13 protein-coding genes are annotated in these 16,061 nt (G+C 66.0%); 8 read left to right on the plus strand and 5 right to left on the minus strand.

The features are described 5' to 3' along the window. Nucleotides 1–31 precede the first annotated feature (31 nt). On the minus strand, nucleotides 32–2,257 hold the full coding sequence (locus IFT58_RS07955) for a DPP IV N-terminal domain-containing protein (RefSeq protein WP_192094404.1): 2,226 nt from the start codon (nucleotides 2,255–2,257) through the stop codon (nucleotides 32–34). A 110-nt stretch (nucleotides 2,258–2,367) separates the two neighbouring features. Continuing rightward, complete coding sequence (locus IFT58_RS07960; protein WP_188325364.1) at nucleotides 2,368–3,057, minus strand: glutathione binding-like protein; 690 nt, start codon at nucleotides 3,055–3,057, stop codon at nucleotides 2,368–2,370. A 110-nt stretch (nucleotides 3,058–3,167) separates the two neighbouring features. On the opposite strand from IFT58_RS07960, the gene IFT58_RS07965 reads away from it, so the two are divergent. The 3 genes from IFT58_RS07965 to IFT58_RS07975 all read left to right on the plus strand — a co-directional run bounded on the left by IFT58_RS07965 (nucleotide 3,168) and on the right by IFT58_RS07975 (nucleotide 5,824). Further along, a complete protein-coding gene (locus IFT58_RS07965; RefSeq protein WP_192082160.1) occupies nucleotides 3,168–3,791 on the plus strand; it encodes a TIGR00645 family protein in 624 nt (207 codons plus the stop codon). Between the two features lie 154 nt (nucleotides 3,792–3,945). Next, nucleotides 3,946–4,968, plus strand: coding sequence for an energy transducer TonB (locus IFT58_RS07970; protein WP_188325366.1), 1,023 nt, complete (start codon nucleotides 3,946–3,948; stop codon nucleotides 4,966–4,968). Between the two features lie 145 nt (nucleotides 4,969–5,113). Then, the gene (locus IFT58_RS07975) at nucleotides 5,114–5,824 is read left to right on the plus strand and encodes a transposase (protein ID WP_192082158.1); all 711 of its coding nucleotides are present in this window, start codon (nucleotides 5,114–5,116) and stop codon (nucleotides 5,822–5,824) included. A gap of 48 nt (nucleotides 5,825–5,872) precedes the next feature. Here the strand turns inward: IFT58_RS07975 and IFT58_RS07980 are convergent, their stop codons facing one another. The 3 genes from IFT58_RS07980 to IFT58_RS07990 are packed head-to-tail and all read right to left on the minus strand — an operon-like array spanning nucleotide 5,873 to nucleotide 9,311. Next, nucleotides 5,873–7,057: an ABC transporter permease gene (locus IFT58_RS07980; protein ID WP_192082157.1), complete on the minus strand. Its 1,185-nt coding sequence runs from the start codon at nucleotides 7,055–7,057 to the stop codon at nucleotides 5,873–5,875. Further along, nucleotides 7,054–7,800: an ATP-binding cassette domain-containing protein gene (locus IFT58_RS07985; RefSeq protein ID WP_188325369.1), complete on the minus strand. Its 747-nt coding sequence runs from the start codon at nucleotides 7,798–7,800 to the stop codon at nucleotides 7,054–7,056. Before IFT58_RS07985 ends, IFT58_RS07980 begins: the two co-directional genes overlap by 4 nt. Next, entirely contained in the window at nucleotides 7,797–9,311 is a 1,515-nt protein-coding gene (locus IFT58_RS07990; protein WP_192094405.1) for an alpha/beta fold hydrolase, read from the minus strand. Before IFT58_RS07990 ends, IFT58_RS07985 begins: the two co-directional genes overlap by 4 nt. Nucleotides 9,312–10,071: 760 nt before the next feature. Between IFT58_RS07990 and IFT58_RS08000 the strand changes: the two genes are divergently transcribed. The 5 genes from IFT58_RS08000 (at nucleotide 10,072) to IFT58_RS08020 (ending at nucleotide 15,896) form a co-directional block, all read left to right on the plus strand. Beyond that, nucleotides 10,072–10,968, plus strand: a complete 897-nt coding sequence (locus IFT58_RS08000) for a LysR family transcriptional regulator (RefSeq protein WP_192094407.1) — start codon at nucleotides 10,072–10,074, stop codon at nucleotides 10,966–10,968. Nucleotides 10,969–11,064: 96 nt separating this feature from the next. After that, nucleotides 11,065–12,258 (plus strand): CaiB/BaiF CoA-transferase family protein, encoded by a 1,194-nt coding sequence (locus IFT58_RS08005; RefSeq protein ID WP_192082154.1) that lies wholly within the window; start codon nucleotides 11,065–11,067, stop codon nucleotides 12,256–12,258. Next, the gene (locus tag IFT58_RS08010) at nucleotides 12,255–13,187 is read left to right on the plus strand and encodes a hydroxymethylglutaryl-CoA lyase (protein WP_192082153.1); all 933 of its coding nucleotides are present in this window, start codon (nucleotides 12,255–12,257) and stop codon (nucleotides 13,185–13,187) included. Before IFT58_RS08005 ends, IFT58_RS08010 begins: the two co-directional genes overlap by 4 nt. 69 nt (nucleotides 13,188–13,256) lie before the next feature. Next, a complete protein-coding gene (locus tag IFT58_RS08015; protein WP_188325373.1) occupies nucleotides 13,257–14,597 on the plus strand; it encodes an SLC13 family permease in 1,341 nt (446 codons plus the stop codon). A gap of 39 nt (nucleotides 14,598–14,636) precedes the next feature. Continuing rightward, the gene (locus IFT58_RS08020; protein ID WP_192094408.1) at nucleotides 14,637–15,896 is read left to right on the plus strand and encodes an OprD family outer membrane porin; all 1,260 of its coding nucleotides are present in this window, start codon (nucleotides 14,637–14,639) and stop codon (nucleotides 15,894–15,896) included. The last annotated feature ends 165 nt before the right edge of the window (nucleotides 15,897–16,061 follow it).

The raw sequence follows: 16,061 nt of genomic DNA on the forward strand, positions 1-16,061 counted from the left end.
TCTCGCCCAGCGAAAGAGACCGGCCTTGAGCTCACGGCTTCAGGCAACGCCCGAGGAAGTCTTCCGCTACCCGGTAGCGATGCAGGGCATCGGCCCCGGAAAGTCCATGCTTGGCGCCCGGATAGGTCATCAGTTCGAACGGCTGGCCGCGCTTCTGCAAGGCACTCATCAGCACGGTGGAATTGCTGAAGAGCACGTTGTCGTCGGCCATGCCGTGAATCAACAACAGACGCGATCGCAGGCCATCGATGTGCGTGAGTACGCGGGCTTCGGTGTAGCCAGCTTCGTTGCGGGTCGGCAGGTCCATGTAGCGTTCGGTGTAATGGGTGTCATACAGACCCCAGTCGGTCACCGGTGCACCGGCCACACCACACGCATAGCGGTTGGACGCCTTGGCCAGCAGCATCAGGGTCATGTAACCGCCGTTGGACCAGCCCTGCACGCCGATCCGCGCCGGATCCACCCACGTCTGTTTCTGCAGCCATTCCACGCCGCGCAGCTGGTCGGCGACTTCGACCGTGCCCTGCTTGCCGTACAGCGCGCCACCGAAGTCACGGCCGCGACGCGGGGTGCCGCGGTTATCCAGTGAAAACACCACGTAGCCCTGCTGGGCCAGGTACTGGTTGAACAGGTGATCGCCACGGCCCGGCCAGGCATCGGTGACCGTCTGCGATGCCGGGCCGCCGTACACGTACACCGCAACGGGGTAGCGCTTGCCGGCGTCGAAGTCTGCCGGCTTGATCACGCTGTAGTGCAGCGGCGTGCGGCCGTCGGCGGCGGTCAGGGTGCCGAATTCCACTGGCAACTGGGCATCCTTGTAGCGTGCATACGGATGCGAGGGATCGTCCAGGTCATTGCTCACCAGCGTGGCGATCTTTTCGCCGTTCGCGCGGAACAGCTCGATCTGCGGCGGCGTGCGCGTGTTGGACCAGCTGTCCACGTACACGCTGGCGTTGCGGGCGAAACTGGCACTGTGCATGCCCGGGGCCTGCGACAGTTTCTTCAGCGCGCCCCCCTGCAGCGGCACGCTGTAGATCTGGCTCTCGCGTGACGATTCAACGCCGGCACGGAAGAATACCTGTCCTGCGGCCTCGTCCACCGCCAGCAGTTCGTCCACCGGCCAGTCGCCGTGGGTAAGCGCGTGTGCCTTGCCGGCCTTGTCGATGCGGTACAGATGCTCGAAACCGCTGCGTTCGGAAGACCACAGCAGGCTGCCATCGGCCAGGAAACGCAGGCTGTTGTGCAGCGGCACCCAGGTCTTGCTGGTTTCATGGGCCAGTACGCGCTGCGCGCCGCTGTCCAGTGCGGTTTCCACCAGGTCCAGCTGCCGCTGGTCGCGGCTCTGGCGCTGGAAGCTGAGGTGCTTCGGGTCACGCCAGTCCACGCGTGCCAGATAGATATCCGGGTCGGTGCCCAGGTCGATCCAGCGCGGCGACGACCCGGCTACCGGTGCGATCACGCCCAGTTGCACGCGCACGTTGGCATCGCCTGCAGCCGGGTAGCGCTGCTCGATCACATCGGTACGGTCCGGATAGACCTCGTAGCGCTTCTGCACCGGCACCGGGCTTTCGTCGATGCGGGCGAAGGCAATGGCGGAATCATCCGGCGCCCACCAGTAGCCGGTGTGGCGGTCCATCTCTTCGTCGGCGACGAACTCGGCGACACCGTTGCCGATGGTCGCGCTGCCATCGGTGGTGAGCTGACGCTGCGCGCCGCTGGCCAGGTCGATCACCCACAGGTTGCGCGCGCGGATGAAGCTGACGAAGCCGCCGAGGGGTGACAGCTTGGCATCGGTGGCAAAGCCTTCGCCGTGGGTAAGCTGGCGCACGGCCGCGCTGCCCTGTTTCTGCAGGTCATACAGGTACAGCTCGCCGCCCAGCGGGAACAGCAGGCTGCGGGCATCGGGCGACCACTGGTAATCGACGATGCCGGTCATCGCGGCGATGCGCTGGCGCTCGCGGCGGGCCTTTTCTTCATCGCTCAACGTTTCAGTGCCCGGCAGCACCACCTTGGAATCAACCAGCAGGCGGGTCTGCCCGCTGGCGATGTCATACGTCCACAGGTCCAGTTGGTTGCGGTCGCTATCCTTGCCGCGCAGGAAGCTTACCTGCGACCCGTCCGGGGCGACCTTCGGCTTCATCAGCGTCGGGCCGGACAGCGGCAGCGAGCCGGTGATGGCTTCCAGGGTGAGTTTTTCAGCGTGGGCAGCGGTGGTCGTGGCGAACATCAGGGCAAGGGCAGCAAAAAGGTGGCGCATGGACGGTTCCGGTATGCAGCAACCCCAATCCTAACCCGCTGCGCCAACGGCTGCCTCGCCGGGTGCCTGGTGGTGCGCTGGGACGGACCACGCCCCAGCGCACGATCTGCTCAGCGCTTGCCGAACAGGTGCTTGCGTTCTTCTTCGCCCATCGGCTTGCCGGCGTCCGGGTTGACCTGCTGGCGCAGGGCGTAGGCGCGCTGGGTGGCGGGCCGTGCGGCAATGGCCTGCTGCCAGCGGTGCAGGTTCGGGAACGCGGCATAGTCGGGCGGCAGCTTGTCGTATGGCCCGATCCACGGGTAGCTGGCCATGTCGGCGATGCTGTACTCGCTACCTGCCAGCCACTCGTGCTGCGCCAGGCGCTTGTCCATCACCCCGTGCAGGCGGGTGACTTCATTGCCGTAGCGTTCGATGGCATACGGAATCTTCTCCGGCGCATAGACGGTGAAGTGCCCCATCTGCCCGCTCATCGGCCCCAGCCCGGCCATCTGCCAGAACAACCACTCCAGGGTCTCCACGCGCTCACGGGCGTCGCGCGACAGGAAGGTGCCGGTCTTTTCCGCGAGGTACAGCAGGATCGCGCCGGATTCGAACACGCTCAGCGGTGCGCCGCCGCCGGCGGGTGCGTTGTCGACGATGGCCGGCATCTTGTTGTTCGGCGAGATCGCCAGGAACTCCGGCTTGAACTGGTCGCCGGCCCCGATGTTGACCGGATGGATGCGGTACTCCAGCCCGGCCTCTTCGAGGAACAGGGTGACCTTGTGGCCATTCGGGGTGGGCCAGTAATACAGATCGATCATGGCAGTGGCACTCGGCGAGGATGTCCACCGAGTGTAGAACGCGCACTGGCTTGGCACCGTCATCGTGGGCCAGTACTCTGCGCGCTCTCCTGCAACGCAGCATGCCGTCCATGACCCCTCCGTACCGCCCCAACCCCCTGTCCACGCTGATCTTCGCCTCGCGCTGGCTGCAGCTGCCGCTGTACCTGGGCCTGATCGTTGCCCAGGGCGTCTACGTGTTCCTGTTCGGCAAGGAGCTGTGGCACCTGATCATGGAAGCAGGCCATCTCGGCGAACAGCAGATCATGCTGATCGTGCTGGGCCTGATCGACGTCGTCATGATCTCCAACCTGCTGGTGATGGTGATCGTCGGCGGTTACGAAACCTTCGTCTCGCGCCTGCGCCTGGAAGGCCACCCGGACCAGCCGGAGTGGCTGAGCCACGTCAACGCCAGCGTGCTGAAAGTGAAGCTGGCGCTGTCGATCATCGGCATCTCGTCGATCCACCTGCTGAAGACGTTCATCGCCGCCGGCGCACTGGATGGCCTGCCGTTGTGTCCGCCGGAGCTGATGAACGCCGCTGCGTCTGCCGCCAACATCGGCGCCGCCCGGTGCTCGACCCTGACCTCGACCGGCGTGCTGTGGCAGACCATCATCCATGCCGTATTCATCCTGTCTGCGATCGGTATCGCCTGGACCGACAAGCTGATGAACAGCGGCAATGAGCCTGCCAAGGATGCGCACCGAGCGCACTGAAGGGAACGGCGGCACGTACCCCTGCCCCATCACGGGCACGGGATGCTAGATTGCATCCCTGAGTGAATCTGCCGGCGGCGTCGGGAAACGCCGCCGGCCATCGCCTGGGACCAGTGCCGGGCTTTTCGTACCGTCGTATTCAAGGGGAAGTTGGATGTCGTACGTCAGCAAATCCGTGGTTGTCCGTGCGCGCCTGCTGGCGCCTGCCTTCCTGCTGATGGGCTTGGCGGCCTGTTCCGGCAAGGACGAAACCGCCGCGCCTGCGGCCGATGCCGCCAAGCCCGCTGCCGCCACGCCGACCGCGCCCGTGGCGCCGCCTGCGGTGTCCAGCAAGGTACAGGCGATGGGCAGCGAAGAACTGCGTGAATCGGCCAGCCAGGCACTGCGCGAAAACCGCATGTACGCGCCGGCCGGTGACAACGCCATCGAGTACTACCTGGCGCTGCGCGACAAGACCCCGGACGACGCCTCGGTGAAGAGCGCGCTGACCGACCTGCTGCCTTACACCCTGATCGCCGCCGAGCAGAATCTGGCACGCGAAGATTTCGAAGAAGGCCAGCGGCTGATCGCGCTGATCGAGAAAGTCGATCCGAAGGCGCCGGCACTGCCGCGCCTGAAGCAGGGCATCACCCGCGGCGTGGAAGTGGCCGCGCAGCGCACCACGGAAGAAACCGACCGGGTGAAGCGCGAAGCCGAGGCCAAGACCAAGCAGTTGGCCGAGCAGCAGAAGCTGGCCGAACAGCGCACCCGTGAGGCCGCCGCTGCGCAGCAGATCGCCGCGCAGCAGCCCGTCGCTGCACCGGCGGCAGCGCCCGCACCGACCCCGGCACCGGCCGCAGCGGATACCGCCCGTCGCGAGGCCGAGCAGCGCCAGCAGCAGGCTGCCGCGCAGGCCGCTGCCGCCGCTCGCCAGACCGCTGCCCCCACGCTGCGCCCGGTCAGCACGCCGGCCCCGCGCTACCCGGCAGACGCCCTGCGTTCGAACACGTCCGGCGAAGTATTGGTGGAAATCACCGTAGGCACCGACGGCTCGGTGACCAGTGCGCGCGTGCTGCGCGCCACACCGGCCCGCACCTTCGACCGCGAAGCCCTGAGCGCCGTAAAGCGCTGGCGCTTCGAACCCGTGGCCGCCCCGGTCACCACCCGCCGCACCCTCGCCTTCAGCCCCGGCAACTAAAAAAGGGGACGGAGGGGATTAAGTCGTAATCCCCTCCCTGTGCAGCGCGCGCCATGCCGCGACGGCCTGGTGCGCTGTGCGCTGATACGGATGGGCGACACCGCGGGTCATGCTGTGCTTCCAGCCTGCCTGGAGTGCCCCGCTGATGCCTCGTCATGCCCGTCTGTTGGTCCCCGGCCTGCCTTTCCACGTCGTCCAGCGCGGCGTGAACAAAGGCGCGATATTCTTCGACGATCAGGACCGTGAGCACTTCCTCCGCGTCCTGCACAAAGCGTTCGTAAAATACGGCGTCGCCCTGCACGCCTATGTGCTGATGGGGAACCATGTGCATCTGCTGGCCACGCCGCGCGCGGAAAACTCGCTCGCCTTCGCGATGCGTGCGTTGGGCAACGGGTACGTGCAGGCCTTCAACCAGCGCCACGGGCGTTGCGGCCCGCTGTGGCAGGGGCGTTTCCACTCGAGCCTGATCGATCACGATCGCTATCTGCTGGCGGTGTACCGCTACATCGAGCTCAATCCGGTGCGGGCGGGGCTGGTGGACCGTGCCGAGCAGCATCGCTGGTCAAGCGTGCACGGCAACCTGGGGCTGCGGCGCGATCCGTTGCTGGTGGCACATCCTGCCTACCGAGCGCTGGGCGAGACGCCGACGGAGATAACCTCGCGCTACCACACGTTCCTGCAGGACAGCCACGCACAGGACGATGCGGCCACCATCCGCCAGCACGAACGCAGGCAGTCGCCGCTGGGGGATGAGCGCTTCCTGGAGATGCTGCGCGAAACGCTGGGCCAGTCTGTCGCAATGCGGTGTCCCGGCCGCCCTCGCAAAGAGGGCCTGCACGGTACAGGGGCGCGATGAGAAGACGGAGGGAGTCGAAAACGACTTAATCCCCTCCGTCCCCTTTTTTCAGCCGGAGATCGCGAGGCGTTCCTGCTGGTAGCGGCGGACGGCGGCGTACCAGAGCAGGGCGGCGAGGCCGACGTTGGCGCCGAGGTAGATCGCCCAGATGGTGGGGCTGATGTGCTCGTGGCGGATCACCTTCAGCAGCATCTGGTTCTGCGACAGGAACGGTACGGCGTACTGCCAGAGCACGCTTTTCAGCGGGTACACCATCAGCGCGTAACTGGGCAGCATCGGCAACAGCATCAGCCAGGTCATGTGGCTCTGCGCCTCTTTCATGCTCTTGGAGGCCGCCGACAGGAAGGTCAGCAGCGAGGTGCCGATCAGCAGCATCGGCAGCATCACCAACAGCATCTGCAGCATCGATCCGAGTCCCATGTTGAGCTGGCGGCCGACGCTGCTGTCCGACAGCTGGGCGCTGATCTTGAACGCGGCCAATGTCAGCAGCAGGGAGACCAGTCCAACCGCACACGCGGCGGCGATCTTGCCGCTGACGATGGCGCTGCGCTTGGCCGGCGTGGCCAGCAGCGGTTCCAAGGATTGCCGCTCGCGCTCGCCGGCGGTGGTATCCATGACCAGGTAGGCGCCGCCAAGGAAGGAGGTGATCGTCAACAGCAGCGGCAGCAGCATCGACAGCATCATGCCCTGCTTGGCTTCGGTCGATGCCATGTCCTGCGAGGCGACGTCCAGCGGACGCGCGACCTGGGCGTCGATACCACGCGCCATCAAGCGCAGCGCGCCGACCTGGCCGTTGTAGGTCTGCAGGGCCGCCTTCAACCGGGCCGTCGGCACATCGGCGGCACGCCGCGTGCTGTCCTGCAGGATCTCCACCAGCGCCGGACGGCCATCGCGCCAGCGCTCATCGAACTCATCGCTGATGCGCAGCGCCACGTCGATGCGCTGGTCGGAAATCGCCTGGTTGAGGTCCTTCGGCGCGTCGGTTGCATTGAGCCCCTGGGCGGCGAGGAAGCGCACCAGATTCGGCGCGTTCTGTGCGCCGATGGTCGGGATGTCCAGCGGTTGATCTATCTGCGACTTGACCCGGCTTTCGGCGAGTTTGCCCATGCCGAGGATCAGGATCGGGTACAGCAGCGGCCCCAGCAGCAGGGTCAGCGCCAGCGTGCGGCGATCACGCGAGAGGTCGCGCAGTTCCTTGCGCATCACGGTGAACAACGTGGACATGATGCTCATGCGTGCAGGCCCTCTTCGGTGCCGATCAGTTTGACGAAGGCGTCCTCCAGGTTGCTCTCGCCCGCCTGTTCGCGCAGTTCATCGGCACTGCCGGCGGCCATCACCGTGCCCTTGGCAATGATCACGATGCGATCGCACAGCGCGGCGACCTCCTGCATGATGTGGCTGGAGAAGATCACGCAGCGACCTTCGTCGCGCAGGCCGTGCAGGAAGCGGCGCATGGCCCGGGTGGTCATCACGTCCAGGCCATTGGTCGGCTCGTCCAGGATGACGTTGCGCGGGTCATGCACCAGCGCGCGGGCGATGGCGGTCTTGGTGCGCTGGCCCTGCGAAAAGCCATCCGTCTGCCGGTCCAGGATGTCAGCCATGTCCAGTGCGCGCGACAGCGCCTCGGTGCGCTGGGCGATGGTGCCAGCATCCAGCCCATGCAGTTCGCCGAAATAGGCGATGTTCTCGCGCGCGGTCAGCCGCTTGTAGACGCCGCGCGCATCGGGCAGCACGCCCAGTCGGCGGCGCACTTCCGTTGCATCGACATTCGCATCGATGCCATCCACGGTGACACGGCCCTGGTCCGGGCTCATCAAGGTGTACAGCATGCGCATGGTGGTGGTCTTGCCTGCGCCGTTCGGGCCGAGCAGGCCGGTGATGCGACCATCCTCGGCACGGAAGCTGACGTCCTGCACCGCCTGGATGCGGCCGGTCTTGGTATTGAATGCCTTGTGCAGGCCCTCTGCGACGATCATGGTTCCCATCCGTTGAACGAGGTGAACGCCGGCACGTGGCTCAGCGCGTCCAGACAGCCGGCATCCACTGCCTTGGCGTCTGCCGTTTCGATGTACTGCGCCACCACGCGCGGCATGCAGCCTGCGTTGAGGGTGCCGTGGCCCTGGCCGCGGGCGACGATATGGTGGCCATTGGGCAAGCCTTTCAGCACCTGCTCCGCATAGCGCGGCGGCGTCACCGGGTCCAGCTCGCCCGACAGCAGCAGCACGGATGCGTCACTCTTCAGCGGTACGGCACTGTCGGCCGGGGCCTTGTCGTGGGGCCAGGCTTGGCAGGCAGCGAAGAACATGCCGGCCACGTGCGGGCCGAGCAGTCGATCGCTCTGTGCAGCGGGCTGGAAGCGCGGCGCGTCCTCGCTGCAGATCACCGACCACTGCATGCCGCGGTTGATCTGCAGGTCGACCGCACGCGATGCATTACGGCTGAGTGCGGCCAGTGGCGCATACCGCCCGTGCGCGGCCTCATCCAGCACGACCGGCAGCAAGGATGACAGCTCCGGCATGTAGGAGAACGCAAACGCCAGCCCGATCACGCTGTCTGGACTGAGCACGTCCTGCCGCGCTTCGGCGGTGGCCGGATCCCGGTAGTCCACCGTCACCGGTGCCGCGGCAAGCGCATCCATCACCGTGCGCAGCTGCGTGCGCGTATTGACCGGGAAGCGCTTGGCGCAGGCCGCGTCTTTGATGCACTGCGCGGACTGCAGGATGATCGCGTCTTCGAAGGTGTTGGCGAAATCACCGCCGACCACCAGATCGTTGGGCACCACGCCGTCGATGACCACGCTGCGGACGTGCTGCGGGTAGCGGGCGAGATAGTGCTGTGCCACGCGGGTGCCGTAGGAGCCGCCTACCAGGTTCAGCTGCTGCGCGCCAAGCGCCTTGCGCACCGCATCCAGATCATCAATGGCCTGCGAGGTGGTGTAGAAGCGCGGATCCGCGCGGCCCTGCAGCGACGCAGCACACCGGCCGGCGTACGCGCGGACGTTGGCTTCGGTAGGTTCGGCCTTCTCGTCCATCGGCAGCTCTTTGCCGTCGGCACCCAGGCAGCTCAGCGGATTGGAGCCACCGGTGCCCCGCTGATCGACCAGGAAGATGTCGCGTTGCTTGCCCACCAGGCGCAGCGCGGTGCTGACGGGCAGCGCGACCTCGCTGGCCGCCTGCCCCGGGCCGCCGGCAATGAAGAACACCGGATCCGGCAGGCCGGTAGCGTTGTTGTCCGCCGGCAGCCAGGCAATGCGCAGGTCGATCCGGCGGCCGTCCGGCGCAGCCGGATTCTCCGCAACCGACAAGGTGCCGCACTGGGCTTCGACATTGGCCGAGGCCACCGAGCCGCTCAACGTGCAGGGCTTGAACTCGATCTGCCCGTAGTGGCGTCCGGTACCGTCGCCGTCGCCCGCGGAGGGCGGCGCGCTGCAGGACGCGCACAGGACACTGGCCAACACCCCGGCCAGTTTCAGGTGGATTCTGGACATCTTCCTTGCTTCCCCTTGCTGATGGTCATGCAAACGGGACGGGGCCCGGTCGCGGATGTGACCAAGTTACACCGAAGGGTGGCAGCGCCGCGATGGGCGGTGGCGGCGAGATGCGGCGTTTCAATGGGTTTGGGTTTGGGTTTGGGTTTGGGTTTGGGTTTGGATCTGGACGCTGATTTGGCTTCGGACGCGGCGTTGGCTCTGGGTTCGGCTTCGGACGTCTCGTTGGCTCTGCATTCGACTTCGGACGTGGATGTGGCTTCGGACGTTGACTTGGCCCTGGCCTTGGCCTTGGAACTGGCCTTGGAACTGGCCTTGGCTTTGGACTTGGCTTTGGACTTGGACTTGGACTTGGCTTTGGCTTTGGCTTTGGCCTTGGCCTTGGCCTTGGCCTTGGCCTTGGCCTTGGCCTTGGCCTTGGACTTGGACTTGGACTTGGACTTGGACTTGGTAGAGGCGAATTTAGTCGGGTGCGNCCGCGGCCATTTCCCCGTTCGTTCCCCGTGCATCCCCCACGCATTCCGCGGTCATTCCCCCGTGCATTCCGCGGGCATTTCGCCGTGAATACCCCATGCATTCCCGTGCATTCCGCGGTTATTCTCCCGGGGCACATTTCGCGGGCATTCCCCATGCATTTCTCGGGAATTTCTCGGCCATTCCGCGAGCGTTCCTCGAGCATCCACCCGTGCCACGGGCAGCGCGGCGGTGCGCCGTACAATGTCAGTCCGCCTGCAGCAGGATCCTTCCCATCAGCCAGCCGATGTCCATCGACCGGATCAGCTTGACCACCTTGCGGTTGTTCGTCGCGGTGGCCGAAGAAGGTTCGCTTACCCGCGCGGCCGAACGCGAAGCCATCGCCACGTCCGCCGCCAGCCGTCGCCTGAACGATCTGGAAAGCGGGCTGGACGTTGCGCTGTTCACCCGCAACTCGCGCGGCATGCAGCTCACCCTGGCCGGCGAGAGCCTGCTGCAGCACGCGCGCCGCATGCTGCTGGCCGCGGCAGCACTGTCGTCGGAGCTGCTGGAGTACCGCCGTGGCATCCGCGGGCACATCCGCATGTTGGCCAACCTGTCGGCCATCGTGGCTTACCTGCCGGAAGAGCTGGAGCAGTTCTTCCTGACCCATCCGGACCTGCGCATCGAGCTCGAAGAGCGGCCGACCGGCGGCGTGGTGCGCGGTATCCAGGAAGGATGGGCGGAGATCGGCGTGTGCTCCGGCGATGGCGAACTGGGTGAGCTGACCGCGCTGCCGTTCCGCCGCGATCGGCTGGTCATGCTGATGCGCCCGGACCATCCACTGGCCGGCGCGGGTCCGCTCGCGTTCGCCGATACGCTGGGCTACGACCAGATCGCGCTGCATGCGGAGAGTTCCATCTTCACCCGTTCGCAGATGGCCGCACGTGATGCGGGCCGGGCGTTGCGACGGCGCATCCACGTGCCGGGTTTCGATGCGATCTGCCGCACGGTGCAGGCCGGCCTGGGCATCGGCGTGGTGCCGGAGCCCGTGTTCGCCCTGTTTGGGCGGGCGATGAACCTGCACATCGAGCCGCTCACCGACGGGTGGGCCCAGCGTGAGCTGAAACTCGTCTGGCGCGGCGATCGGCCCCTGTCCACCGCCGCCCAACAGCTGGTGGAGCACCTTCGACTAAAGGCGTAGGCGTTCGCGATATGCGAACGCTTTTTCGTCAGAAAGGCATGGCGCCGCCTGCCTCAGCGACCTACCCTGCGGACCTGCTTCCTGGGAGGGTTGATGATGTCCGGTCCATTGCATGGCATCCGTGTTGTTGAATTCGGAACACTGATCGCAGCGCCGTTCGCCGCGCGCCTGTTCGCGGAATTCGGCGCGGACGTGATCAAGATCGAGTCGCCCGAGGGCGGCGACCCCCTGCGCAAATGGCGCAAGCTGCATGGCGATACCTCGCTGTGGTGGTCGCTGCAGGCACGCAACAAGAAGTCCGTCGCGCTGGACCTGAAGTCCGTCGAAGGCGCCGAGGCCGCACGTCAGCTCGCAGCGAGTGCCGACGTGGTGATCGAGAACTTCCGTCCCGGCGGCCTGGAAAAGCTGGGCCTTGGCTGGGACGTGCTGTCCGCGCTTAACCCCGACCTGATCATGGTGCGCATCTCCGGCTACGGCCAGGATGGCCCCTACCGCGATCGGCCGGGCTTTGGTGCGATCGGCGAAGCGATGGGCGGCATCCGCTACACCACTGGCGATCCGAGTACACCGCCCGCCCGCGTGGGGATCAGCCTGGGCGATTCGCTTGCATCGCTGCATGGGGTGATGGGCGCACTGATGGCCCTGCTGCGGGTGAAGACCGGGCAAGGCCGTGGCCAGGTGGTCGATGTGTCGCTGGTGGAAAGCGTGTTCAACCTGATGGAAAGCCTGGTGCCGGAACATGCGATGTTCGGCACGGTACGTGAGCGCACCGGCGGCGCGCTGCCTGGTATCAGCCCCTCCAACACCTACCCGACGGCCGATGGCAGCTTCGTGGTGATCGCCGGCAACAGCGATCCGATTTTTCGCCGTTTCATGCAGGCCATCGGCCGCCATGATCTGGCTGCGGATGCCGCACTGGCCACCAATCCCGGCCGCGTGCTGCGCAACGCGGAGCTGGACGCGGCGATCACCCACTGGACCAGCGGCCTGCACATCGATGCCGTGCTGGCGGCATTGGACGCGGCCGACGTGCCGGCCGGACGCATCTATTCGGCCGCCGACATCGTCGCCGACCCGCACTACCGTGCACGCGGGATGCTGCTGGAAACCACCCTGCCCGACGGCCAGCCGATCACCCTGCCGGGCATCGTGCCGAAGTTGTCTGAAACGCCGGGGCAGATGCACTGGACCGGCCCGGCGCTGGGTGAACACACCGATCAGGTCCTGACGGAACTGGGTATGGCCGCCGATGCCATCGCCGCCGCCAGTGGCCGGGGAGTACGCGCATGACCGCCGACCGCCGCTTGATCGTGCAGGAAGTCTGCCTGCGCGATGGCCTGCAGATTGAACCGGTGTTCGTCCCCACCGCAGAAAAGATCCGCCTGGGTGACGCCTTCAGTGCGCTGGGCTTCGAACGCATCGAGGTCAGCAGCTTTGTTTCACCGAAGGCCGTGCCGGCCCTTGCCGATGCGGCCGAGGTGTTCGCCGGCCTGCAGCGCGCTTCGGGAACCGTCTACGTGGCGCTGGTGCCGAACCTGAAAGGTGCCGAGCGCGCGCTTGCCGCCGGTGCGGACGAGCTCAACCTAGTGATGTCCGCCGGCCAGACCCATAACCTGGCCAACATGCGCATGACCACCGAGGAAAGCTTCGCCGGCTTCGCGCAGATCGCCGCGTTGCCGCGGGGCGAGACACGGCTCAATGGCACCGTGGCCACCGCGTTCGGGTGCCCGTTCGACGGCGACCAGCCGGTGCCGAAGGTGCTCGATCTGGTCCGCCGCTACCTTGACCTGGGCTGCACCGGCATCACGCTGGCCGACACCACGGGCATGGCCAATCCACGCCAGGTGGCCACCTTGGTGGAGCAGGCCTTGAAGCTGGTCGCGGCCGATGCGTTGACCCTGCATTTCCACAACACCCGCGGGCTGGGACTGGCCAATGTGATCGCCGCCTTCGATGCCGGCGCACAGCGCTTCGATGCCGCACTGGGTGGGCTGGGCGGCTGCCCGTTCGCCCCCGGTGCGTCGGGCAACATCTGTACCGAAGACCTGGTCGCGATGTGCGAAGAGATGGGGATTGCAACCGGGTTGGACCTGCCCGCGCTGATCACCCTGTCGCGCGGCTTGCCTGCGCTGGTAGGCCACGACACCGCCGGCCAGGTGGCCAAGGCAGGACGCGTGCGCGACCTGCATCCGGCTCCACCGGGACTGCGCGCCGCGTAACCCTTTCGAACTTTCACAGCGGGCCACGGCTCCGCTCTACAGAACACGCTTCATTCCTGGGAGGGAATCATGCACGAGTGGTTTGTGCTGGCGAACGCCTTGTTCGCCATCCTGTTGATCGTCCTGTTGATCATCTACTTCAAGGTCAACCCGATGATCGCGCTGATCGCCGGCCCGCTGTATCTGGGCCTGTCATCCGGGCTGGGGTTCGGCCCGACCATCGAGGCGATCACCGACGGCTTCGGCGACCTGATGGGCAAGATCGGCCTGCTGATCGGCTTCGGCGTGATGATCGGCGCCTTCCTGCACCGCATGGGGGCCTTCCAGCAGGTGGTGCGCCTGCTGGTCCGTACCTTCAAGCCCACGCAGATGCCGTATGCGTTCGCCACGATCCTGACGTCCATCTTCCCGCCGATCTACACCGACGTGCTGCTGTTGATGTCCGCGCCACTGGCACGTGCCACCGCCAAGCGCATGGGCGGCGACGCGCTACCGAAGATGGCCGGTGCGGTCGGCGTGGGTATCTACCTCGCACTGACCATGGTGGTGCCGGGCGTGGCCGCGCTGGCGCTGTCGGCGGTGCTGGACGTGGAGCTGGGGACGATGCTGCTGGTCGGCCTGGCGATTGCGGTCCCGACCGTGTTCCTGACCTTGTGGGGGTTCCACTTCCTGCTGCGTCGCGGATTCTGGAATCCAGACACCGATGAACTGCCCGATGACCAGGCACCGGCGGTGGTTGCTGCCGAGATCAAGGACGAAGACAACGCGGTACCGCTGAAGCTGTCGCTGCTGCCGATCATCGTGCCGCTGCTGATGATCGCCACCGGCGCACTGGATCGTGCACTGGGCCTGGACATCCCGGCGCTGGCAGCCGTGGGCAACTCGACGTTCGCGCTGTTCTGCGGCCTGGTGCTGGCCTTCGTCATCGCCCGCTTCACCGTCCCTGCGCACGACCGCAGTGGTGCGGTGACCGATGCGTTCAAGGAAAGCGGTCAGATCCTGCTGCTGACCGGCGTGGCCGGCTCGTTGTCCGCGGTGGTCGCCACCACCGGATTGGGCGACATCCTGTCGGGCTACTTCAGCGCCAACTCGGCCGCACCGCTGTTGCTGGTCTGGGTGGTGGCCGCCATCCTGCACATCGCGATCGGCTCGGTATCCGCCTCGGCCATCACCGCTGCCAGCATGCTGGCCCCGGCGCTGCATTCGCTGGACGTGCCACCGGTACTGGTCGCCTTGGCGGCAGGCTCCGGGTCGCTGTTCCTGGTGCATGTCACCAGCAACACGTTCTGGCTGATGCAGACCACCTTCGGCATGACCCTGCGCGGCACGCTGAAGACCTTGAGCCTGCCGGTGTCACTGGCCTCGGTGGTATCGCTGCTGCTGATCCTGGTGGCCAGCGCGCTGTTCTGATCCGTTCTTCCATCTGTGTACGGCGGAGGGGCCGGACTCATGAAACTTGCACGCACTTCTTCATTCATCTGCCTCGGGCTGGCCAGTGCTTCGGCACTGGCCGCCGATGGCCAAGGTTTCCTGGCCGGCGCGAGCGCCGACCTGACCGCAACCAACTTCTATTACAACCGTGATTTCCGCAGTGGCAGTGGCCAGGGCAAGCGCGAGGAATGGGCGCAGGGCTTCCTGCTGGACGCGCGCAGCGGCTATACGCCGGGCGTGATCGGTTTCGGCATCGACGTGCTGGGGCTGGCCGATTTCAAACTGGATGGCCTGCAGTCTGAAGTCGGCACCGGCATCCTGCCCTACGACGAAGACGGCGCACGCTCGGCGTTCGGCCGCATCGCCGTGACCGGCAAGGCGAAGGCCGGACCTGCCGAGCTGCGCGTGGGCAGCCACATCGCCTCGGACCTGCTGCTGAAATCCAATACCAGCCGCCTGCTGCCGCAAACCTTCGAGGGTGCGACGCTGGGCGCCCGTTGGGGCAACGGTCTGGAACTGGGCTATTCGCGCTTCGACCGTTCCTGGTATCGCGACGGCACCGAGCGCGTGGACCTGACCATCACCAACAAGGACCGCCGTTTCAGCGGGACCCCGGATTCAGAGGGCTTCCAGTTGTTCAGCGCTTCGTGGGCCCCGGATGACCGCTTCAAACTGCACGTCGAGCATGGCGAACTGCTGGACCTGTACCGCCAGCAGGTTGCCTCGGTGCAGTTCAAGCAGCCGCTGCCGCTGGGCAAGCTGAGCACCGAAGTGCGCTACTACGTGTCAGATGACGTGGGTCCTGCGCTGGCCGGTGTGATCGACAACCGGGCGCTCAACGGACTGGTGGCGTGGCAGCACGCCGGCCAGGAATTCGCGGTCATGTGGCAGGACATGCGTGGCGACACGGCGATGCCGTTCGTCGGCGGCACCGATGGCAACGTGTTCAACTGGACGTTCATCAACGACTTCATGGAACGCGACGAACGCAGCTGGCAGCTGCGGTACCAACTGGACGGCAAGCAGATCAACGTGCCCGGCCTGAAGTTCCTGCTGCGCTACGTGAAAGGCGACAACGCGCGCCCGGCCACCTTCGCGGGCGAGGGCCGGCAATGGCAGCGTGATTTTGAAATCGGCTATACCTTCCAGAGCGAGGCGCTGAAGCACCTGTCGATCCGCTGGCGCAACGGATTCTTCCGCTCGAACTACCAGCGCGATGCCGAAGAAAACCGCGTGATGGTGGTGTACGACGTACCGCTATGGGCGGGCCAAGGCTAGAAGCGCACAGCAACGGCAACAGCAACGGCAACAGCAACAGCAACAGCAAGTGCAACAGCAACAGCAACAGCAACGGCCTGCAGGGCTGTGTGTTGGGCGGGGCGGGGTGGGTTGCCGGGGGACGGCAAAAACTGCGTCCTGCGTGCCTCGTTTCGCGCCATCCAT

Origin of the sequence: Stenotrophomonas sp. CFBP 13718 (assembly GCF_014842145.1) — a bacterium.
Taxonomy (GTDB): domain Bacteria; phylum Pseudomonadota; class Gammaproteobacteria; order Xanthomonadales; family Xanthomonadaceae; genus Stenotrophomonas.